The following is a 20,507-nucleotide window of genomic DNA, read 5'->3' on the forward strand; positions in this document are numbered from 1 at the left end:
TATGTCCTGGGGTTGGGGCGGATCATTCGGCTGGGGCTGGGGAGGCTCTATCGGATGGGGAAGTCCATACTGGGGATATGGTTATGGAGGCTACTATGATCCATTCTGGGGCGGATACTACGGAAACCCATATTGGGGATACGGAGGAGGTTACTGGGGTGGTGGCTACTACAACAGGCCTGTTTACAGAAGAAGTGGTATCAGTGGAGGCGGATTCCAGAATACAGGGGTAGGTAATGCAGTGTACAGAACCAATACCACTAATTCAGGTTTCAGAAATAGTAACGGTGGCTTCAGAAATACCAATAATAATGGTGGTTTCAGAGATGCAAACTCAAATGGTGGCTTCAGAAACAGTAATGGCACCAATTCGGGCGGCTTCAGAAATACCAATTCAGGTGGTTTCAGAAATACGAATTCCAATGGTGGATTCCGTAATTCTGCACCACAAACAAGACCTAATTATAATTATCAGCAACCACAGCCAAGATATAACAACAATAATGGAGGCTTCAGATCTAATGATTCAGGAGGTTTCAGATCTAGTGGTGGCTTCAACTCTGGTGGAGGCGGCTTCAGAGGCGGTTCTTCAGGCGGCGGTGGCGGAATGAGATCCGGTGGCGGCAGAGGTGGCTTCAGATAATTTTTCAAATTAATAAACTATAAAAAAATAATGTTAAAAAAATCTTTAGTATTAATGAGTATTTCTGCTGCATTTTATGCGCAGGCTCAGGATGTTTCTGTCATAAGAAATACTGTAGAGGTTTACTCAAGTACTCCTATGGTGGGATCAGCTAAGTTTAATGCGATGGCTGGAGCTAATGGTGCGCTAGGTGGTGATGCAAACTCTTTGCTTACTAACCCGGCAGGTTTAGGAGTAGCTATTTCAGGAGAGGTTTCAGGAACTTTATCTATTTTAGGAAATAAAAACACCAGTTCTTTAGGAGGATCTACAATAGATTATAGTAAAACCAGAGGAGACCTTGGAAATGCAGGAGGAGTAATTGCTTTTCCTTTGATGACAGAAACTGGATGGAAGTTTATCAATATTGGTATTAATTTTTCTAACCAGACGCTGGACAATGTCATCCAGTCCCCGGGAAATAATAATATCGTTTATGCTTTTGATAAAGATGATATTACCAAAGATGCAGCATTGGCAGGGCATATGTATGAAAGATATGGAAACTTGTCAAAGATGAGCTTTGGGGTAGGTGCCAACTATAATCATAATTTATATTTAGGAGCAGGTTTCAATTTTTTCAATGCTTCACTGGATCAGTATGATAGCTTGTTTTACAGAAATCTGACCAATAACTCTACCGAAGGATTCAGTAAACAAGATACTCCTTATTCAGAAAGATCTTCTGGTTTTTCAGCTTCATTAGGGGTAATTGGAAAGCTAAGTCCTAATTTCAGAGTGGGAGCATCTCTTGAAACTCCTACGTTCTGGACGATAGACAGAAATTATTATTTCTATAATGATCCTGTTTACGGGGATGATATGGGAGCTGAGAACAGAAAGTTTACTTCACCGCTTAAAGCAACTGTGAGTGCTGCCTTTGTAGCAAGTAAAAACTTCTCTTTGAACGTAGACTATACGCTTGGACTTACAAAACCTGATTATAAAGTATATGGAGGAGCAGAAAGAGAGTTGAATGATTTCTTTAAAGATAATTACAAGAATCTTTCAGAAGTAAGAGTAGGGGCTGAGTACAGAGTACAGCAGTTCAGATTGAGAGGAGGATATTCTTACCAGTCAAGTCCTTTTGATGCGCTTACCATCAGTAGATTTAATGATGCTGGTAGTGTAGGTGATCAGTCTTACAGCAATCTTATGTTAAGTGACAGAAATACACTTTCACTGGGTATCGGATATGATTTCAAATCATTCTATGTGGATGCTTCTTATCAGAATATCTCATCCAAATATAGTAATCCTTTCATGAGAGGATATATGGATGGTAATTTTGATTCATCTTATTATTCTGCTAAAAACAGCTTCCAAAGTGATGCTTATGCAGTAAGTGATGTAAAAAGTAACAGAAATAATTTCTTCCTTACATTAGGATGGAAATTCTAAGCTTTGATAATTAAAGCGACATACCATAAAAAAAGCTCCGGATTCCGGAGCTTTTTTTTATTTTTTAATGAGAATGAACAGCGGTAGGATGCTGATGGAAAACATGCATCATCAACGCAAGGGAAACTCCTAAAACAACCAGTCCGATCTTTACCCAGTCTATATTATGATTTTTATTACTTTCAAAAATGATGACAGAGGAAATATGAAGGAATATTCCCCCTACAATAGCCAGAAAATAAGGCTGAAGATCAGGATTGAAATAGTTTCCTAATAACATTCCCATTGGAGAAGCCAGTGCAAATAAGGCTACAATGAGAATAGAAGGATAAGAGGACGAACTTTTTGATTCTCCCTTTCTGTTAAATAAAAATGCCCCCAGAATAAATGAAATAGGCAGATTGTGAAATACAATCCCCCAAAGGTAAGGAGACATCTCGTGCGTTTCATTGGCAAGAGGAATTCCTTCAATGAAAGCATGGATGAATAATCCTACCATTAAAGCAGCGGGAAGGATATTATGTTCACTATGATGATGGAAGTGTCCATGTTCAAAACCTTTGGTAAGTGCTTCCAGAATCATCTGAAGAAGAACTCCTCCGATGACGAATATCCCAAGATTACTGCTTCCGGCAGAGGTATAAACCTGAGGGAAAACTTCATTGAGACAGATCGTAATTAAAAAACCGGCACTCAATATCAAAAGATTTTTAGCCAGTTTTTCTTTTTTACCAAAGTGTTTCCCCAGAAATACGCCTGTTACGACACTTAAAATCAGTAAAAGTACTGTTGTCATTATTTTTTCTTAAATAAATTGATACAACGTGGGGAATTTTCTTTATTAAATTCATTCAGCTGATAGTCTCCCCAGATTTTTATTCTTTCAAAGCCACATTCAGAGGCATAGTTGTGAATGGCTTCCAATGTATGAAGCTTTACCTTTTCAAAAAAATGAAACGGTTTACCGTCAGCTTCAAAACGGATATCTTTGATGACATGTCTGCCTTCGATTTTTTTCAGGATTCTGAAATCAATATCACCGCGTGTGACTGTTGTTTCAGGGATCAGTGTATTTCTTACATACGCTTCATTCAGATAATCAAGGACAAAATATCCTCCGGGCTTCAATGCATTATAAACCGATTGAAATACTTTTTTATCATCATTTTCATTATCAAAGTACCCAAAACTTGTAAATAAGTTGAATACAGCATCCATAGGATCAGCATCAATTGGGTTTCTCATATCATGAACTTCAAAAAGCAGTGTTTGATTTTCATACTGTTTATCAGATTCAATACTTTGTCTTGATAGGTCAAGACCCAAAACATCATACCCTAATTTATTGAGGAAAACAGAGTGTCTTCCCTTTCCACAGGCAAGATCTATGATTTTCGACTGAGGCGGAAGCTGAAGGTCCGCAGTAAGCTTTGTAATGAAGTTTTCAGCTTCAGTATAGTCTCTGTTGCTATAAAGCAAATGATAATAAGGGGTATCAAACCAAGATTCAAACCATTCCATAATGCAAAAATAACTAAATTTGTGCGGTTAAAAGCAAAGTATTTTACAACATTAAGAGATTGAAAATTTCAATTGGACAAGAAGTTGGATAGCTAATCTTTTAATTTTTAAAACTTTAAATCTTTTAATTCATACTTATGGATACAGAAAATATTAAAATACAGATAAAGACATTCTTCGGATTGGAGCAGATTCTGGCAGAAGAAATCAAAAAATTAGGGGGAAGAAATGTTGAAATCAAAAACAGGGCAGTAAATTGTGAAGGAGATCTTGGTTTTCTTTATAAAATCAATTACTCTGCGAGAACAGCATTGAAGATTCTGGTTCCGATTCATGAGTTCAAGGCTTTTAATCAACATCAGTTTTATGACAGACTGTTCAAATTTGAATGGGAAAACTTCATGGATGTTGACCAGTCTTTCTCTATTGATGCTACGGTAAATTCTGAAACATTCAAGCATTCTCAATTTGTTACGTTAAAAATGAAGGATGCCATCGTGGATTATTTTCAGGACAAATTCAAAAGACGTCCGAATGTAGAAACAAGAAATCCGGATATCAAATTCCACCTTCATATTGACAGGGAGCTGGTGATGATTTCAATGGATTCATCAGGAGACCCTTTATTTAAAAGAGGATATAGAAGAGAGCAGGGAGAAGCCCCTATCAATGAAGTGTTGGCAAGCGGAATGCTTCAGCTGGCAGGCTGGGACGGAAAAGGAAATTTCCTGGATCCTATGTGCGGTTCCGGAACCCTATTGATTGAAGCAGCAATGATTGCGATGGATCTTCCGGCTCAGATCTTCAGAAAAAGATTCGGATTCCAGAACTGGAATAACTATGACGCAGAATTGTTCTCGAAAATCAAAGAATTCAGAATTAACAGAGTCAGACAGTTTGATGGAAAAATTGTTGGATATGACATCGATGCAAGAATGCTGAATGCTGCAAGAATGAACGTAGAAGCGGCAGAGATGGAAGATGTAATTGAGATCAAAAAACAGAATTTCTTTGATTCTAAAAAAGAATTGTTCCCATTATTAATGGTTTTCAACCCTCCGTATGATGAGAGAATTTCCATCAATGATGATGACTTCTACAAGAAAATCGGGGATACTTTTAAAACCAATTATCCGAATACCTTAGCATGGCTGATCTCTTCTGATCTTGAAGCCGTGAAGAAAATCGGTTTACGTCCTTCAAGAAAGATCAAACTTTTCAACGGAAAACTGGAAACGAGATTTTTGCAGTACGAAATGTATGAGGGAACGAAGAAAGTACATAAACTGGAAGGTAATAATTAATAAACCCTGAGATTAAAAATGTCCTGGAATTTTTTAGATGTATTTGATGTGGTTTTGAATGGATTAGAACTGTTGGGTTCCCGTTCACGTTCAACTTCGGACAGGGAGAGTCTGAATTATGACGAGAAACCCGGGAAAAAAGAGTCAAAGAGATCCAGATATTTCACCGAGAAAGTAAGTGTAGTACTTATGGTATTGGCTGCATTTTCTTTTTTTATTGTTTTTAAAGATCCGTTGCCCGTAGAAAATTATACACAAACTTTAGTTGTCACTTCCTTAATAGGAGTAGGAATTTCTTTTGTTGTATTTTTTATCCTGCATGTGATGGAGCTTTATTATTTTAAAAGTATCTTTAAACTGCTTTTATTCAGCTGTTCAGTAATGGGTTTCTTTATTTCTGTGGTCATGTATATCTATTTCAGATCTGGCTGGTTTATTTAACAAAACAAAGTAATCATTAATAAACTTTGAGATTAAAATGTCCTGGAATTTTTTAGATATATTTGATATAGTTTTGGATGCGTTTGGACTGTTTGGTTCTGGATCAAAATCGCCACGCTCAAAACCTGAAAGAAAAGCTTTAAATCATAATATAATATCTCAAAAGAAGGATCCAAAAGATCCGGATAGTTCACAGAAAAAATAATTCCAGTAGTAATTAAAATAAAAAATAGGTTGTACTCACGTGGTACAACCTATTTTATTTTATCGTGCCAGTGAAGGCGCAAAGCCATACTGCTTTTTAAAGGCGTGCGAAAAATGCGACAGATCTTCAAAACCTACTTCCAGGAAAACATCAGAAGGTTTTTTATTCTTTTCAGACAAATGATAAAAGGCGAGTTCAAGACGCTTTTGGGTGAGCCAACGCTGCGGTGTTGTTTGAAAAATCTTTCTGAAATCACGGTTGAAAGTAGATAAGCTCCTTCCCGTAAGATATCCGAACCGTTCCAAAGGCATATTGAACATATAATTCTTTTCCATAAAATGAATCAGATCCACTTTTCCGGGCTCATCGAAATCGGCGAGTATAGAATCTATATCCGGATCAATTTCCCTTATAATACTGATCGCCTCAGTAATCTTTAAATGAGCAATGTTTTCAGGAAATGGCCCTTCCATCTCAAAATAGGGGATTAGAGAAGCAAGACAGCTGTTCAAAAGCGGATGACTGTCAAAGCTGTGAATGCTGGCTTCCCGATATCCGGTTTTTCTTTGCTCCCCAACCGAACGGTAAAAATCTTTCAGACGTTCTGTGGTAAGATGCATGGCTACTGCTTTATGAGGAAGTCCGTCTTTTGGATAATTGATAATCGTGGCCAGATGATTCCTTGGGATCAGAAATAGATCTCCTGCTTTGAAAATATAGGTTTTATCGGCCTGAATAATCTTCGTTTCTCCTGATATGAACCAGACCAGCATATGGTATTCAAACACTGTTTCGGTTTTGAACAGCTTATCATCATAACTGGAAAGCTTGATATCCGGGGTGAGGTATTGTATCTGGAAATCCATTGTCAGAAGTTTTGCATTACAAATGTATTTAAAAAACAATTATTAGGCATCAAACCGGAAACCCAGCATTTCTTCACTTAATTTCCATAAACGTTCAGCATTTTTTTTATCGACGGAATAAGACTGTACTCCTCGGATGGTTGCCGGTTCATCAAATCGGTGCTCTATTTGTCCATGATCTATTTCCGCAATATCACAGTTTTCACAATACACTCCGCCAATTTCCTTAAGCTGTGGGCTTACAGCACACCAGATTGTAGTGGCAGCCCCTTGGGGAACAGTTTTTAATCGGGCCTCCACTTCCGGTTTGATATTTCCGTTTTCATCATGGGTTCCAAGCTGTTTAAAAAGTTCAATAGGCTCTTCTCTGCCCAGGTCAGTTCCATATACAGAACCGGGATGAAGAGAATACGCTCTGATGTTGAATTCTTTTCCTCTTTCATCCAGTGCTACAGCAAACAGATTACAGGCTGTTTTGGATTGTCCGTATCCGGATAGGGTGTCATAGTCTCTTCTCTCAAAATTAGGATCTTCAAAATCAAAAGGAGACATCTGATGCCCATAAGAAGAAACACTGATCACCCTTGCGCCGTTAGCTTTTTTCAGAGCCGGCCATAATTTTGCGGTAAGGTGAAACTGTCCAAAGTAATTGGTTGCCAGCTGAGATTCAAAACCTCTGCTATCTCTGCGAAGAGGAACCCACATGATTCCTGCATTATTAATAAGCAGATCCAGGCTTTTTCCTGATGCTGTAAATCGTTCTGCAAAAGCATCAATAGAAGATGGATTCATCAGATCCATTTCTTCAAGTTCAAAATTTTCAATCCCTGAGAGATTTTTTCGTGCCTTTTCAATATCTCTTGCCGGAATAATAACCTGTGCTCCGGCTGAGATCAGTACTTTTGTGGTTTCAAGACCAATTCCTGCATAACCGCCGGTGATGATCACCGTTTTTCCCGTAAGATCCATTCCTTTAATAACTTCCTGTGCTGTTGAATACGCATTGAATCCTGATTGAACAGGCTGTTGCAATGCATTGATTGTAAATTCCATTTTTTATTGTTTTAAATTTCTATAGCAAAATTAGGATGGATTCCCTGTGTTCATTTTGTTTAAAATGTCAAATTTGTTGGCTCAGAATTTCATCAGTAAAACCCATACAATGAGAAGAATAAAATAGAACTTCGTTAATTTCTCTGAATAAGCTGTTAAACTGTTTGTAGGTTGTTCTGCGAATAAGTAATTTTGAAAAATTTTCAATTTGAAGCCTACTATTTCCATTGTCGTTGCCATTTACAACCGAAAAGATGAACTTTTTGAGCTGCTGACTTCTCTTACCCAGCAGACGGATAAGGAGTTTGAGATCATTATTGTAGATGACGGTTCTCTGATCGATCTGAAGCCAACCATCAAAAACTTTGAACAAGGGTTGGATATTAAATATTTCAGAAAGGATAATTCAGGACCTGGACTGACAAGAAATTATGGCGCAGCAAGAGCAGCCCATGAATGGCTGGTATTTGTAGATAGTGATGTCATTGTTGAAAAAGATTATATTGAACATATTAAAAACGATATCCTGACGATTCCCTGTGATGCGTTTGGAGGGGCAGATAAGGCTCATAAAGGATTCAATCTGATGCAGAAGGCTATTTCCTATTCCATGACTTCTGTTTTTACTACAGGAGGAATTAGAGGAAGTAAGAAAGCCGTTTCTAAATTTCAGCCCAGAAGTTTTAATATGGGCGTGAAAAAGGCTGTTTTTGAAAAAGTAGGCGGATTTTCTGAAATGAGAATAGGAGAGGATCCGGATTTGTCTATGACCCTTTGGGAAAACGGTTTTACCACTGCTTTTTTTGATGATATTGCAGTATACCATAAGCGCAGAGTTGATTTTGGGAAATTTTCCAAGCAGGTTTATCAGTTTGGCTGTGCAAGACCGATTCTTAACCAGAGACACCCTAATTATGTGAAGATTTCTTTTGCATTTCCTACTTTATTTATGTTGGGATATGTGATGGGCTTCCTGGAGTATTTTATTATGCATAGAGGAATCATCCTTGCCTTCTATGGATTATATACCTTTTTGGTGCTGTTTCATGCTTTATTGCTGACTAAAAATATCAGTATTGCCGGTATGGCGGTTGTTTCCACCTATATTCAAATGTTTTCTTACGGGTATGGATTCCTGAAATCCTGGATTTTGCTGAATGTTTTCAGAATGAAACCTGAGGATGCTTTTCCACATCATTATTATAAAAAGTAACAGGGATATTGTCTGCAAAAGAAAATTCAATAGGAATGGGCTTTAGCCCATTTAAAAAATCAATAATATCTTCCAACGGCTTTAGCCAAAACCTAAAAGATTATACACAAAGCTTGTTATTTCGAAGAGGCGATAAGTTTGGATTCAGTAGGAATGGGCTTTAGCCCATTTAACAAATCAGTAACCTCTTCCAACGGCTTTAGCCAAACCCTAAAAGATTATACACAAAGCTTGTTATTTCGGATAGGCGATAAGTTTGGATTCAATAGGAATGGGCTTTAGCCCATTTAATCATCAATAACATCTTCCAACGGCTTTAGCCAAAACCTATAAAAGAGTATATACACCATTTACGACTCAATTAACTGCTGCCTACATAATACATTGTATGGGGTATTAATATATAAATCGGGGAGCTAAGGTGATAATTTGAGGTTTCAGAATACGATGTTGGGGTCTGCTTACTTTCCGTTAAGGTCTGTTATACCAAATTTCCGGTTGTATAACCCCATCATTGAGATTAAAAACATATACGGAGAAGTTCAGAACGCCAGCGGAGTATTTCCCAACCGCAAAAGACAGGTTATATACTTTTTCACCAGAAATAAAAAGATCCGGAACATCACTCCGGATCTTTTGTTATTTTATTTACTCTCTTTCGGAAGGATTTCATCCGTTTTAAGACTCTTGGTAAAAAACTGTTTCAGTTCATTCTGTTTTACCTCAAATCCCGGTGATGCGGTGCCTGCTTTATAGGCTGTATAGGCATAATCTGTAAGAGCAGCCTGGTAATTGTCATAGTCATGTAAAGTCTTGGCGCTTTTCAGCCGGGTCACGAGACTTTCCAGTCTGGCGATAAAGCTTTCATAGTTTTGTCTGGAGGTAAGATCTCTGTCGAATTCTTCCCAGTCTATTTCGGAAGCGCTTAAGGCCGATTGGTTTTTCCTGTAGTCAGCCACTTTATTGACCAGAAGTTTATTCTGCTCATTGATGCTGCCGTATTTCTGGCGGTCTTCTGCTGAAAGGGTTACGGTGATAACTGCTAAAGCTGTTTCCAGTGCGCTAAGCGCGGTTTGGGCTGCTGTCAGCTGTGCATCGGTAAGATGGGTGTTGTTGAGATTGGTTAATGCCATTACTTGTATTTTTTATGGGTTATTATTTTTGATAAGGGATTTCATTCATTTACCCTTCTCATGGTACAGTAAACCTATGGATAAAAGTAAGGGTTCGCAATATCTGATCATCAGGTGATTGAATATGATATAGAGATTGTATTTTATGCTTGAAAAGTTATTGAGAATATTATCTTTTAGATGATATCATTCTTTAATTCCCCTTACTCATTTTTTAAGGTGACCTGTTCTGTTACTTCACGAGAATATTTTTGTATACATCAAAGTAACATTTGTACAAACGGGTCAGATTTTTACCATCCGGCAATTAGGGTTAAAAAGCAATAACTATGAAATTTTTATTCGGTTATACCCATTCGGTGGATATTCTTTAACTGCTTTTAAATTATTCAATATCAGTTTAATGTGTACACATTGAAGCCCGATTTTATGCACATAAATTACAATATTTTTCATCCCTAAAGAATATTATTATAAATAGTTTTGAAATATTTCTGAGCCTATAAAAGCATCCGATTCTCAAAAACACAGTATAAGAAAGAATTGGATTAACCATGATCTATCAGAACAAACTATGTTAACTTAAAAACAACACGGGAATGAAAAAAAATGATCTCAGTGCATTCACTCTATGCACAATCCTCGGCGTATCCGCTCAGGAAGTAGTGTGGCAGAAAGACACCCAAATGGCCACCATTGTAACCCAATCCCATGAAGATGCAGCAGATCCCACCAAAGAAGCTGAGCTATTACTGGCTCTTGATGCCTTTCAGCCTTTGGGAATGACTTCCAAATATACGTACGATCCTTTGGTTGGGATAACCACCATAACCCCACCGTCAGGAATCAGGGAACTCTATGTCTACGACAGCGCTAACCGATTGAAACAGGTTCAGGTAAGGGAAAGGGATAACGCCGGAACCTACCGCTATAAGGTGGTGAAAGAATTCCGGTATCACTATAAACAGTAAGCACCCATAAAAAAACACCCATGAAAAAAATACACCTATTAGGTCTGCTGTTGATAGTCATGCTGACCTCTGCACAAAGTACCACCGAAAACTATATACAGTCCCAAACCTGCCTGAGCGGTGACTGCAGCAAAAAGACGGAAACCCTTACCTATTTTGACGGATTAGGACGACCCAAGCAAATGGTCAGTGTAAAAGCGACCACCACAGGAAAAGATCTGGTGACTCCCATTACGTATGATGCCTTCGGAAGACAGGTAAAGGATATTCTGCCAGTTCCGGCTAATACCCTCAATTCAGCCATCCATACCGGGATTACCAATGAAACTGCGGCTAATTCTTACTACGGGACAGCCAATGCCTATACGGAAAAGGAAATGGAGAATTCTCCATTAGACAGGCTAAAGCAAGTGGCACAAGCCGGTGATCCCTGGAAGATGGGCAGTGGACATACTCAGAAATATACCTATGAAGTAAATCTGGGAAGTGAGGTAAAGAAATTTATCACGAGTACAACCACGGCCACATCTGGAACAGATCATAAAACCATTTCCTCTGTATCCATAGTGCCGGGCAGTGAGTTTTATGCTCCGGGCACTTTATACAAGAATACCGTAACCGATGAAGACGGAACTCCTGTCATAGAGTTTCAGAACGGACGTGGTGAGACGGTACTGGTACGTAGAACAGATGGAACCCAACATATTGACACCTATTATGTCTACAATGAATACGGACAAAAGGCATTTATAATTCCTGCTTTGGCAGTAAAAAAGATTGAGCAGAATAATAATGTTGTTACCACGGATATTGTCAACAGCTTTTGCTATCAATACCGCTACGACGGGCAGTACAGGCAGGTGGAAAAAAGACTGCCGGGAAGGGATGATTGGGAATCTGTGGTATATGATGCAGCAGACCGTCCGGTTCTTACCCAGGATGTCAACCTGAAAAATAAAGGCCAATGGCTGCTAACCAAATATGATGCACTGGGACGTGTTGCCTATACCGGACTTATTAACGGAGGAAGCCGTGCAGATCTGCAAGGACAGATTACCAATCTTGTTATCAGCGAAACCCCGACAGCTGCAGGTTTTAGCAAAAACGGGATTGTCGTGTATTATACCAATACGCTTTTTACCAGTTTCCAGACGCTTCTTTCTGTTCATTACTATGATTCCTATCCAAGAGATACCAAAGAGTTTCCCCCTGCAAAAATCCTCGATCAATATGTAATTAACGAAGATAAGGCACTTAACGGAGGCGCCAATACCCAAGGCCTGCCCACAGCATCTTATCTAAAAAATATTGAGGATGATAACTGGACAAAAACCTATTTCTATTATAACACCAAAGGGGAAAAAGTAGCGGAGAAAAGCTGGAATCACCTGGGCGGATATACAAAAAAGGAATTCAGACTTGATTTTTCCGGTGCTGTAGACGAAAGCTATACCTATCACAAAAAAGGGGCTTCCGATGCTGAGGTTACCATCCAGGAAAGGTTTGTATATGATGACCAGAAAAGGCTGCTGAAACACTATCACAAGGTGAACAGCCAAATGGACGAACTGCTGGCAGAAAACACCTACAATGATCTTGGACAGCTTATCAATAAAAAAACAGGCAATACCACGGGTACTCCTTTACAGTCGATAGATCAAGCCTACAATATCCGTGGATGGATTACGAAAGTGAATGATCCCACCAGCTTAAACGGGAAGCTCTTTGCCTACGAGTTGAAATACCATAATCCCGTGTATTCTACGGTGTCTACAGGGAAATACAATGGGAATATTGCAGAAATAGACTGGTCAAGCGCAGATACCGGAATATTCAGAAGGTATAATTACCAGTATGATGGCTTAGAAAGGCTGAAAGAGGGAATGTATTCTGAACCCAATGCCACCGTTCCCAGGAATAATTATTACAACGAATCCCTCACCTATGATGTCAACGGGAATATCCAAACCTTAAAAAGAAACTTGCTCTCCAACGGAGGAGCTGTAATGATGGATAATTTGGGGTATACATACACCGGGAACAGACTTGCCAGGGTGAATGATACTTCCGGAAATTATGCTGGCTACCCCGACGTTTCAGGAAATGAGATTCCTTATGATGGTAACGGGAATATGACTACCCATTTGGATAAAGGGATATTAAAGATTAATTACAATTTCCTGAATCTTCCCAATCAAATAGAATTCAATTCTTTATATAAATCACGGGATTATTACAATCTGCTTTTCAATGTCAATACAAAATATGTATACAAAGCAGATGGAACCAAGCTTAAAAAGATCTATACCTTCGGTTCCGGCAAAACGAATATCGAAACCACCTCTGCTACAGACTATCTGGATGGATTTCAATATACCAATAATGTATTAAGCTTTGTACCTACTTCAGAGGGCTATTATGACTTCGTTCAGAATAAGTATATTTACAACTATACCGATCAGGTAGGAAACATCAGACTGGCATACTACAAAGATGCTTCCGGAAATCCTACAATAGACAGAGCTACTCATTATTATCCTTTCGGGCTAGAGTTTGGAGGAGAGCTAGTTACTGCCAATTCATTATCTCCAAATTACAAATATTCTACACAGGGGCAGGAAAAACAGACGGAAACAGGCTGGAGTTCTTACCGATGGAGGAACTATGACCCTGCGATAGGAAGGTTCTTTAATGTAGATCCTTTAAGTGAAAAGTATGCTTACCAGTCACATTACAACTTCTCAGAGAATAGAGTTGTTGATGGAAGAGAGCTGGAAGGCTTAGAATGGCAAAGCACAAAAAGAGCACAAGATCTTCCTGGTGATCCTGCAGAATTTGCAGAAATGATTGGTGGTGGGATTAACAGTCTAAGGGCTGCAGTCGCCAATAATGTTGCAAGAACAGCCAATTTTTTCTCGAATGACGCTGTAAGAAATAAACTTGTAGTTGGTGAAGATGGTGGGCTGACTTTGCTTACAGGAGTTCCTAAAGAATCCTTGAAAGAGAAAGTAGCAAACGGGGCTCTTGATTGGGGGACTATACTTCTATCTGTTGCTGGTGGACCTGAAGGAATGTTAACTGCTCAAGGAGGGAGATCGCCTGTTGTAAAAGGGTTTGAAGAGGTAAAAGATGCGGTAAAGACGGTTCATGGAAATTCTAAAATGAGTACAAAAGCCCAGCATGGTTATGAGATATTTGATAAAAAATCGGGAGTTGTTTCAGAATTTGGAATAAGTGGGCAAAAAAGAAGTGCTTCACAAGTAAAGAATAGTGGATCTGCAAGAATTAATCAGAAATTAAAAACAAAATATAATAATGATCCCAATATTGGTGGACGAGTGGTTAATGATAACCTTGGAAATAGAAAACAGGCTCTCGATTGGGAAAAAGGAAAAGTCAAGGATTTTAAAAATGAATACGGAGAAAAGCCTAAAAGACAAATTAGACCTTAATAAAACAATATGAATTTACACGAAATTAAATTAAGCGCTCAGTTTGTATTCAATAAGCAGAAAGACTTTAATACTGAAACATGGGCAGTCTCTGAACTTTATTGGTCGTTTCTTAAAAAATATAATACTTCAAAAGTAAAAAAATGTGTAATCAGTGCTTCTGAGGATTGGGTAGAGGGACAACAAAAATATACCAATTGGGAGGATTTAAAAGAGGTTAACATCTCTTTCGATTTTACAAAATATTTCTTATTAGATAAACAAGGTAAGAAGCGTATGCAGTTAGAAGCTATCCATAACGGAATGATGCAGATAGCAGAACATGAAAAATGGGAAAAGCAACCATTGATAGATGCTTATAAGCAGTGTTTGGAAAAGAATCTGGAATATCAATTTTTCGTAGGAACTCCTAAATTATCTCCCGATAAAAAGCACAAAATAAATTTTTGGTGTAATTGGGATATAGATGTTTTTGAGGTTTATTCTATACTATCTGATAAAAACAATAATGAGATAGAGCGTAAAAAGATCATTGAAAAATCTCCTTACGATGGAGAATTTATTTATTATGTAAAATGGAAATGGCTGGACCATACTAAAGTTCTATTGGAAGACAAATATAAGTACGGCAATAATGAAAAATGGGAAATAGAAATAAAGCCCTAGTATTAACAATAGTCTTTAAGTAAATAATGCTTCAAACATTTTAGTAATAATTTAGGGTGTTGTTTTTAATACCCTAAATTTTAAAAAATATAACACCGATTAGGTAGGAGACATCAGACTTGCGTATTACAAAGATGTTTCCGGAAATCCTAAAATAAACAGAGCTACTCATTATTATCCTTTCGGGCTAGAGTTTGGAGGAGAGCTAGTTACTGCCAATTCAATTACTCCAAATTACAAATACTCTTCTCAGGGGCAGGAAAAACAGACAGAAACAGGCTGGAATTCTTACCGATGGAGAAACTATGACCCTGCGATAGGAAGGTTCTTTAATGTTGATCCATTAGCAGAAACCTATCATTCCTGGTCAACGTATGCCTTCAGCGGAAACAGAGTTGTAGATGCAAGGGAACTGGAAGGACTTGAACCTAAAAAAGTAAATGAAGTTAGTCTCCCGGATGATCCTATAGAGTTTGCGGAAATGATTGGCGGAGGAATTAACAGTCTAAGAGCTGCAGTCGCCAATAATGTAGGGAGAACAGCTAACTTTTTAACCAATGATGCTGTAAGAAATAAACTTGTAGTTGGTGAAGATGGCGGTTTAACTCTGTTAACTGGAGTTCCTAAAGAATCCTTGAAAGAGAAAGTAGCAAACGGTGCTCTTGATTGGGGGACTATACTTCTATCTGTTGCTGGTGGACCTGAAGGAATGTTAACCGCTCAAGGAGGGAGATCGCCTACTTTAAAGGGGTTTGAAGAGGTAAAAGATGCAGTAAAGACGGTTCATGGAAATTCTAAGCTGAGTACAAAGCCGCAGCATACTTATGACATCGTCAATACACATTCTGATAATGATGTTGTAAAAACAGGGATTAGCGGTAGTAAGCTCAACCAAAACGGAACTTCCAGAAGAGCTAACTCACAAGCCAAGAAATGGAATGAAAATGAGAACTCTCCGGGTAAATATAAAGGAGTTGTAACGGGTACACATACTGGTGGGACTGGTGCTAGACAAAAAGCACTTGATTCTGAGCGTGATCGTGCTAAAACTCTACTTCAGGAAGGACAGTTGAATGATCCACAAAAACATGTAAGACCAAGATAATTATGCAATTAAAACATTTCTATTTAGCCCTAGATGAAAATGATTATCATATCCAAAGTAATGATAAATCAGAAAAAAAATATAATAATGATAAAATAGTTTCAGATTTCAATTTTCAAACTGATTATTTTACACATTTTATAGAAATGAATTTACGAAAGCTCAAATATGAAACAGAATCTTATAACATGCTATTGCTAAGAGCTAAGAAAAAGCCATCTGATTTTTTTTCAATTGAACCAGAATTTAAGTCGTTAACAATTGAAGTTTTCTTTGATGAAAATAAGTATGAAAAATTATATCCTTTCAAAAATGAATACCCTCTAAATGGTAAACTCCTAAAACCCATTGAAGATGAAAATTTATTTCATGTATTTTTATTTAACATTATAAATGAAGGGCTCGATAAAGGTAAAAAACTAAATGCACCAATTCCTTATTGGCAATTAAAGGAAATAGTATTAGATTTTAAAAATAAAAATTTTCAAAATGAATGGATGTTTAAATCTAAAATCTTTAAAGATCTTAATATTAAAGTTTCTCTCTATTGTCGTTTAACTATTAATTATTTTACTTTAGAAATAATAATTGAGAAAAATAAAATAGTAGTATTAAAAAAAGAAATCCTTCGCACCTTACCCAGCTCAATCATGTACAATCATGAGTTTAAAGACATTATTTTTGAATCCGGAAAAATAAAAGTTATGAAAGATAGGTTTGAACCTTCTACTTTGTATGAGGTTTCTTTAGATAGTTTAATTTGATAAAATAACCTCGCTGGCACGAGCATGCTGCTCGTGTCCACATTAGAATAAATAACAATCGTTGCATTTGTGCAGGTGAGGTATACTATTTTAAACTTTGGATGACAACCAGCTTTGCTTCAATCTGTAATTAAATTCTCAAAATAGTTATATAAACTTAATGATTTTGTTTAAGGACACGAGCGAGACGCTCGCGCCAGCAAGGTAATTATGACCCTGCGATAGGAAGGTTCTTTAATGTAGATCCGTTAAGTGAAAAATATGCTTACCAATCGCATTATAACTTCTCAGAGAATAGAGTTGTTGATGGAAGAGAACTGTAAGGCTTAGAATGGCAAAGCACAAAAAGAGCACAAGATCTTCCTGGTGATCCTGCAGAATTTGCAGAGATGATTGGTGGCGGGATTAACAGTCTAAGAGCTGCAGTCGCCAATAATGTTGCAAGAACAGCAAACTTTTTTTCGAATGATGCTGTAAGAAATAAACTTGTAGTTGGTGAAGATGGTGGGCTGACTTTGCTTACAGGAGTTCCTAAAGAATCCTTGAAAGAGAAAGTAGCAAACGGGGCTCTTGATTGGGGGACTATACTTCTATCTGTTGCTGGTGGACCTGAAGGAATGTTAACCGCTCAAGGAGGGAGATCGCCTGCTGTAAAAGGGTTTGAAGAGGTAAAAGATGCGGTAAAGACGGTTCATGGAAACTCAAAAGCCAGTATGAAAGCTCAGCATGGTTATGAGATATTTAATAAGAAAACAGGAGAAACTTTGGAATTTGGAATAAGCGGTCAAAAGCGAAACGCTTCACAAATAAAAAATGGTGGTTCTCCTAGAATAAATCAAAAACTGAAAACAAAATACAATAACAATCCAAATGTAGAAGGTCGAGTTATTGACGGAAATCTTGGAAAAAGAAAGAATGCGCTTGATTGGGAACAGAATAAAGTGAATGATTATTCGCAAGGAAATAATGGACAAGGACCGAGATTCCAAAAAAGACCACAACCAAAATAGATTACTATATGAAACTTACTCAAATAGATTTAAGAACAACGTTCAAGTCGGATTATACAGAAAAATTTGCTCCTGAAAGTTGGACAGTTGCGGAACTATATTGGTCTTATTTACGGGAATATTCTACACCCAATTTTCAAAAGGTAAATATTTTTGTATCTGACTATTTTGAAGATTCCCTTACAGAACCAATGCAAGTAAAAGGTTTTAAGGAGGCTTTTATTAACTTCGATTTAGCAAAATATTTTTCCTTAGATAAATTAGAGAAAAAGCGTATGCAGTTAGAAGCTATCCATAACGGAATGATGCAGATAGCAGAACATGAAAAATGGGAAAAGCAGCCATTGATAGATGCCTATAATAATTGCTTAGAAAAGAATCTGGAATATCAATTTTTCGTAGGAACTCCTAAATTATCTCCCGATAAAAAGCACAAAATAAATTTTTGGTGTAATTGGGATATAGATGTTTTTGAGGTTTATTCTGTACTATATGATAAAAACAATAATGAGATAGAGCGTAAAAAGATCATTGAAAGATCTCCTTATGATGGCGAATTTATTTATTATGCAAAATGGAAATGGCTGGACCATACTAAAGTTCTATTGGAAGACAAATACAAGTACGGCAATAATGAAAAATGGGAGATAGAAATAAAGCCCTAGTGTTGACAATAGTCCTTAAGTAAATAATGCTTCAAACATTTTAGTAATAATTTAGGGTGTTGTTTTTGAATGACAAAGACACCATGTATATAATCTGCATTAATTATTCAACATTTATAATTCTAACGATGCATTTACTTTGCCCACATAATTTGTCATTCCGTAGGAATCTCAACAATCTATTGGACTTTGAACTAAAACCAGATGAATGTTTTATCACTACAATGAACTAAGCTTATTCCTCTCAAATTGCTACTGCAGATCAAAGTGGCAGTCTGGATTCCTACGGAATGACAAGAATCGAAAATATATTTTTTGTAACTTTTGAAAAATAAACACACAAATGATTGAATTTCCAAAAGGAAGATACACCTACTATATCTATATTCTTACTAATAAAAATAGAAAAGTACTTTATACGGGGGTTACAGAAAACCTCCACAGAAGATTGTATCAGCACAAAACAAAGCTAAATCGGAGTAGCTTCACGGCAAGATATAATCTTGAATTTTTGATTTATTATGAGAAATATGATTGGATTCATTGTGCTATTGAAAGAGAAAAAGAAATTAAAAACTGGTCAAGAATTAAAAAACTTGAACTTATAAGGACAATCAATCCTAATCTTGAATTTTTGAATTACTTGTTTGAAAATTGGCGTTAACATAAACCATTTTATATCAAAATACTAATATTGTCATTCCGTAGGAATCTCAGCAAACACTTTGATAACTTTTAAATAAATAAAAAAAGGCTGTTCCAAATGAAACAGCCTTTTTACAATAAATTTAGATGATAGAAATGTTTTCATGGTGGTTAAGAACTCCAACTTTCAGCATACACTCTTTCATTTTATGGTAAGTTCTTTTGATATCGTGGTCAAGACCGATGGAGAATCTGATCAGTCCGTCTGAAATACCGATGGAAGCTCTTTCTTCTTCCGGGATCTCAGATGAGGTGGATTTTCCTGAGCATGAGAATAAGGTTTTGTAAAACCCTAAGCTTACTGCAAGATAACCTAGGTTTTCTGTCTGCATCAATTCCATCAGTTCATTTGCTTTTTCTGTGGTTCCGGCATCCAGCGTCAGGAGCCCGCCGTATCCGTATTCTTCATGAAGCATGCTCTTCATGAGTTCATGGTTTTTATGAGACGGCAATCCCGGATAAGATACTTTTAATCCGTCTTTTTCGAATCTTTCAGCCAGATACATCGCATTGTGGCTGTGTTGTTTGATTCTGATGTGCAATGTTCTCAGGTTTTTTAAAATACTTGATGATCTTAAGCTGTCCATCGTAGGCCCAAGAAGCATACATGCTCCGGAATTGACATTTTTGGTGTCATCAATAAATGCCTGAGTTGCACAATATACTCCTCCAACTGTGTCACTGCTTCCGTTGATAAACTTTGTCAGGCTATGAATCACCACATCTGCTCCAAATAAAGTAGGAGAGATGGAAAGGGGAGAGAACGTATTGTCTACAATAAGCTTCAGATTGTGTTTTTTACAGATTTCAGAAAGCTTTCTAAGATCTGCCACTTCAAGAAGCGGGTTGCTCACACTTTCGCAGTAAATAACTTTAGTATGAGGCGTAATGGCTTTTTCTATCGACTCAAAATTGTTGATATCCACAAAAGTGGTTGCAACATTAAACTGAGGCATGAAGTTTTTAAGAAAAGCATAGGTTCCTCCGTAAATGGTTCTGCTTGAAATAATATGGTCTCCACTTTTGCACACCTGCATCAAAACGGAAGTAATGGCTCCCATTCCGGATGCTGTAACGTTGGCAGACTCTGTATTTTCCATCTTGGCAAGGGCCTGAGCCAGATACAGATTCATTGGAGATGAATGTCTGGAGTACAGGTAGCATCCTTCGGCATTTCCTTCGAAAGTATCAAACATGGTCTTTGCAGAAAGGAATGTATACGTAGAGCTATCAGAGATAGAGGGATTCACTCCTCCGAATTCACCAAAATACTGAAGATCCTGGATCTCGTTGGCTGCGTTAAAGTTTTCCATAAATATTGTTTTTATTTTATCGTCCCAATTTGCATTA

The 20,507-nt window shown here is 37.4% G+C and carries 19 protein-coding genes and 2 pseudogenes; 15 read left to right on the forward strand and 6 right to left on the reverse strand.

Annotated elements, in window-relative coordinates; translation table 11 throughout:
• Positions 1-643: pseudogene (locus CQ022_RS22295) on the forward strand (prolyl-tRNA synthetase); the annotation flags it as partial.
• Positions 644-697: 54 nt separating this feature from the next.
• On the forward strand, positions 698-2,083 hold the full coding sequence (locus CQ022_RS22300) for an OmpP1/FadL family transporter (RefSeq protein ID WP_228421863.1): 1,386 nt from the start codon (positions 698-700) through the stop codon (positions 2,081-2,083).
• Between the two features lie 64 nt (positions 2,084-2,147).
• On the opposite strand, the gene CQ022_RS22305 is transcribed toward CQ022_RS22300, so the two are convergent.
• Positions 2,148-2,879 (reverse strand): ZIP family metal transporter, encoded by a 732-nt coding sequence (locus CQ022_RS22305; RefSeq protein ID WP_105684671.1) that lies wholly within the window; start codon positions 2,877-2,879, stop codon positions 2,148-2,150.
• Entirely contained in the window at positions 2,879-3,604 is a 726-nt protein-coding gene (locus CQ022_RS22310; protein ID WP_105684672.1) for a class I SAM-dependent DNA methyltransferase, read from the reverse strand. The genes CQ022_RS22305 and CQ022_RS22310 overlap by 1 nt, the downstream gene beginning before the upstream one ends.
• A gap of 137 nt (positions 3,605-3,741) precedes the next feature.
• Here CQ022_RS22310 and CQ022_RS22315 point away from each other — a divergent pair, with 137 nt between their 5' ends.
• The 3 genes from CQ022_RS22315 to CQ022_RS23085 are packed head-to-tail and all read left to right on the forward strand — an operon-like array spanning position 3,742 to position 5,554.
• Positions 3,742-4,908 (forward strand): class I SAM-dependent RNA methyltransferase, encoded by a 1,167-nt coding sequence (locus CQ022_RS22315; protein ID WP_105684673.1) that lies wholly within the window; start codon positions 3,742-3,744, stop codon positions 4,906-4,908.
• A gap of 18 nt (positions 4,909-4,926) precedes the next feature.
• The gene (locus CQ022_RS22320; RefSeq protein ID WP_105684674.1) at positions 4,927-5,349 is read left to right on the forward strand and encodes a branched-chain amino acid ABC transporter substrate-binding protein; all 423 of its coding nucleotides are present in this window, start codon (positions 4,927-4,929) and stop codon (positions 5,347-5,349) included.
• A gap of 37 nt (positions 5,350-5,386) precedes the next feature.
• Complete coding sequence (locus CQ022_RS23085) at positions 5,387-5,554, forward strand: hypothetical protein (protein WP_165791726.1); 168 nt, start codon at positions 5,387-5,389, stop codon at positions 5,552-5,554.
• A gap of 59 nt (positions 5,555-5,613) precedes the next feature.
• On the opposite strand, the gene CQ022_RS22325 is transcribed toward CQ022_RS23085, so the two are convergent.
• A complete protein-coding gene (locus CQ022_RS22325; protein ID WP_105684675.1) occupies positions 5,614-6,420 on the reverse strand; it encodes a helix-turn-helix domain-containing protein in 807 nt (268 codons plus the stop codon).
• A 42-nt stretch (positions 6,421-6,462) separates the two neighbouring features.
• Entirely contained in the window at positions 6,463-7,473 is a 1,011-nt protein-coding gene (locus CQ022_RS22330) for an SDR family NAD(P)-dependent oxidoreductase (protein WP_105684676.1), read from the reverse strand.
• Positions 7,474-7,681: 208 nt separating this feature from the next.
• Between CQ022_RS22330 and CQ022_RS22335 the strand changes: the two genes are divergently transcribed.
• On the forward strand, positions 7,682-8,686 hold the full coding sequence (locus tag CQ022_RS22335) for a glycosyltransferase (protein ID WP_105684677.1): 1,005 nt from the start codon (positions 7,682-7,684) through the stop codon (positions 8,684-8,686).
• A gap of 644 nt (positions 8,687-9,330) precedes the next feature.
• Here the strand turns inward: CQ022_RS22335 and CQ022_RS22340 are convergent.
• Entirely contained in the window at positions 9,331-9,819 is a 489-nt protein-coding gene (locus CQ022_RS22340; RefSeq protein ID WP_105684678.1) for a hypothetical protein, read from the reverse strand.
• A 599-nt stretch (positions 9,820-10,418) separates the two neighbouring features.
• Here CQ022_RS22340 and CQ022_RS22345 point away from each other — a divergent pair.
• From CQ022_RS22345 to CQ022_RS22385, 9 genes and pseudogenes are all read left to right on the forward strand, one after another.
• Positions 10,419-10,790, forward strand: a complete 372-nt coding sequence (locus CQ022_RS22345; RefSeq protein WP_105684679.1) for a hypothetical protein — start codon at positions 10,419-10,421, stop codon at positions 10,788-10,790.
• Between the two features lie 20 nt (positions 10,791-10,810).
• Complete coding sequence (locus CQ022_RS22350) at positions 10,811-14,242, forward strand: DUF6443 domain-containing protein (RefSeq protein WP_105684680.1); 3,432 nt, start codon at positions 10,811-10,813, stop codon at positions 14,240-14,242.
• Between the two features lie 9 nt (positions 14,243-14,251).
• Positions 14,252-14,908 carry a hypothetical protein gene (locus tag CQ022_RS22355; RefSeq protein WP_105720538.1) on the forward strand — a complete coding sequence of 219 codons (657 nt, stop codon included), beginning with the start codon at positions 14,252-14,254 and terminating at the stop codon, positions 14,906-14,908.
• A 154-nt stretch (positions 14,909-15,062) separates the two neighbouring features.
• Positions 15,063-15,317, forward strand: a pseudogene (locus CQ022_RS22360) (RHS repeat-associated core domain-containing protein); the annotation flags it as partial.
• 72 nt (positions 15,318-15,389) lie between these two features.
• Positions 15,390-16,013 carry a hypothetical protein gene (locus CQ022_RS22365; protein WP_105684738.1) on the forward strand — a complete coding sequence of 208 codons (624 nt, stop codon included), beginning with the start codon at positions 15,390-15,392 and terminating at the stop codon, positions 16,011-16,013.
• Between the two features lie 2 nt (positions 16,014-16,015).
• Positions 16,016-16,777 carry a hypothetical protein gene (locus CQ022_RS22370; protein ID WP_105684737.1) on the forward strand — a complete coding sequence of 254 codons (762 nt, stop codon included), beginning with the start codon at positions 16,016-16,018 and terminating at the stop codon, positions 16,775-16,777.
• A 389-nt stretch (positions 16,778-17,166) separates the two neighbouring features.
• Positions 17,167-17,787 carry a hypothetical protein gene (locus tag CQ022_RS22770; RefSeq protein ID WP_123864473.1) on the forward strand — a complete coding sequence of 207 codons (621 nt, stop codon included), beginning with the start codon at positions 17,167-17,169 and terminating at the stop codon, positions 17,785-17,787.
• A gap of 8 nt (positions 17,788-17,795) precedes the next feature.
• A complete protein-coding gene (locus tag CQ022_RS22380) occupies positions 17,796-18,452 on the forward strand; it encodes a hypothetical protein (protein ID WP_105720539.1) in 657 nt (218 codons plus the stop codon).
• Between the two features lie 343 nt (positions 18,453-18,795).
• On the forward strand, positions 18,796-19,116 hold the full coding sequence (locus CQ022_RS22385; protein WP_105684681.1) for a GIY-YIG nuclease family protein: 321 nt from the start codon (positions 18,796-18,798) through the stop codon (positions 19,114-19,116).
• 124 nt (positions 19,117-19,240) lie between these two features.
• Here the strand turns inward: CQ022_RS22385 and CQ022_RS22390 are convergent, their stop codons facing one another.
• Positions 19,241-20,470 (reverse strand): aminotransferase class I/II-fold pyridoxal phosphate-dependent enzyme, encoded by a 1,230-nt coding sequence (locus CQ022_RS22390; RefSeq protein ID WP_105684682.1) that lies wholly within the window; start codon positions 20,468-20,470, stop codon positions 19,241-19,243.
• Positions 20,471-20,507: the final 37 nt, after the last annotated feature.

The sequence above is a fragment of the Chryseobacterium culicis genome (assembly GCF_002979755.1).
Classification (GTDB): Bacteria; Bacteroidota; Bacteroidia; order Flavobacteriales; family Weeksellaceae; genus Chryseobacterium; species Chryseobacterium culicis_A.

What these genes read in the sequence shown, in the direction of transcription:
- CQ022_RS22390 (WP_105684682.1), bottom strand. Translation starts at nt 20,470, where the DNA reads ATGGAAAACTTTAACGCAGCCAACGAGATCCAGGATCTTCAGTATTTT.
- CQ022_RS22320 (WP_105684674.1), top strand. Translation starts at nt 4,927, where the DNA reads ATGTCCTGGAATTTTTTAGATGTATTTGATGTGGTTTTGAATGGATTA.
- CQ022_RS22380 (WP_105720539.1), top strand. Translation starts at nt 17,796, where the DNA reads ATGAAACTTACTCAAATAGATTTAAGAACAACGTTCAAGTCGGATTAT.
- CQ022_RS22315 (WP_105684673.1), top strand. Translation starts at nt 3,742, where the DNA reads ATGGATACAGAAAATATTAAAATACAGATAAAGACATTCTTCGGATTG.
- CQ022_RS22385 (WP_105684681.1), top strand. Translation starts at nt 18,796, where the DNA reads ATGATTGAATTTCCAAAAGGAAGATACACCTACTATATCTATATTCTT.
- CQ022_RS23085 (WP_165791726.1), top strand. Translation starts at nt 5,387, where the DNA reads ATGTCCTGGAATTTTTTAGATATATTTGATATAGTTTTGGATGCGTTT.
- CQ022_RS22770 (WP_123864473.1), top strand. Translation starts at nt 17,167, where the DNA reads ATGATTGGTGGCGGGATTAACAGTCTAAGAGCTGCAGTCGCCAATAAT.
- CQ022_RS22345 (WP_105684679.1), top strand. Translation starts at nt 10,419, where the DNA reads ATGAAAAAAAATGATCTCAGTGCATTCACTCTATGCACAATCCTCGGC.
- CQ022_RS22330 (WP_105684676.1), bottom strand. Translation starts at nt 7,473, where the DNA reads ATGGAATTTACAATCAATGCATTGCAACAGCCTGTTCAATCAGGATTC.
- CQ022_RS22300 (WP_228421863.1), top strand. Translation starts at nt 698, where the DNA reads ATGAGTATTTCTGCTGCATTTTATGCGCAGGCTCAGGATGTTTCTGTC.
- CQ022_RS22365 (WP_105684738.1), top strand. Translation starts at nt 15,390, where the DNA reads ATGATTGGCGGAGGAATTAACAGTCTAAGAGCTGCAGTCGCCAATAAT.
- CQ022_RS22325 (WP_105684675.1), bottom strand. Translation starts at nt 6,420, where the DNA reads ATGGATTTCCAGATACAATACCTCACCCCGGATATCAAGCTTTCCAGT.
- CQ022_RS22370 (WP_105684737.1), top strand. Translation starts at nt 16,016, where the DNA reads ATGCAATTAAAACATTTCTATTTAGCCCTAGATGAAAATGATTATCAT.
- CQ022_RS22340 (WP_105684678.1), bottom strand. Translation starts at nt 9,819, where the DNA reads ATGGCATTAACCAATCTCAACAACACCCATCTTACCGATGCACAGCTG.
- CQ022_RS22310 (WP_105684672.1), bottom strand. Translation starts at nt 3,604, where the DNA reads ATGGAATGGTTTGAATCTTGGTTTGATACCCCTTATTATCATTTGCTT.
- CQ022_RS22355 (WP_105720538.1), top strand. Translation starts at nt 14,252, where the DNA reads ATGAATTTACACGAAATTAAATTAAGCGCTCAGTTTGTATTCAATAAG.
- CQ022_RS22350 (WP_105684680.1), top strand. Translation starts at nt 10,811, where the DNA reads ATGAAAAAAATACACCTATTAGGTCTGCTGTTGATAGTCATGCTGACC.
- CQ022_RS22305 (WP_105684671.1), bottom strand. Translation starts at nt 2,879, where the DNA reads ATGACAACAGTACTTTTACTGATTTTAAGTGTCGTAACAGGCGTATTT.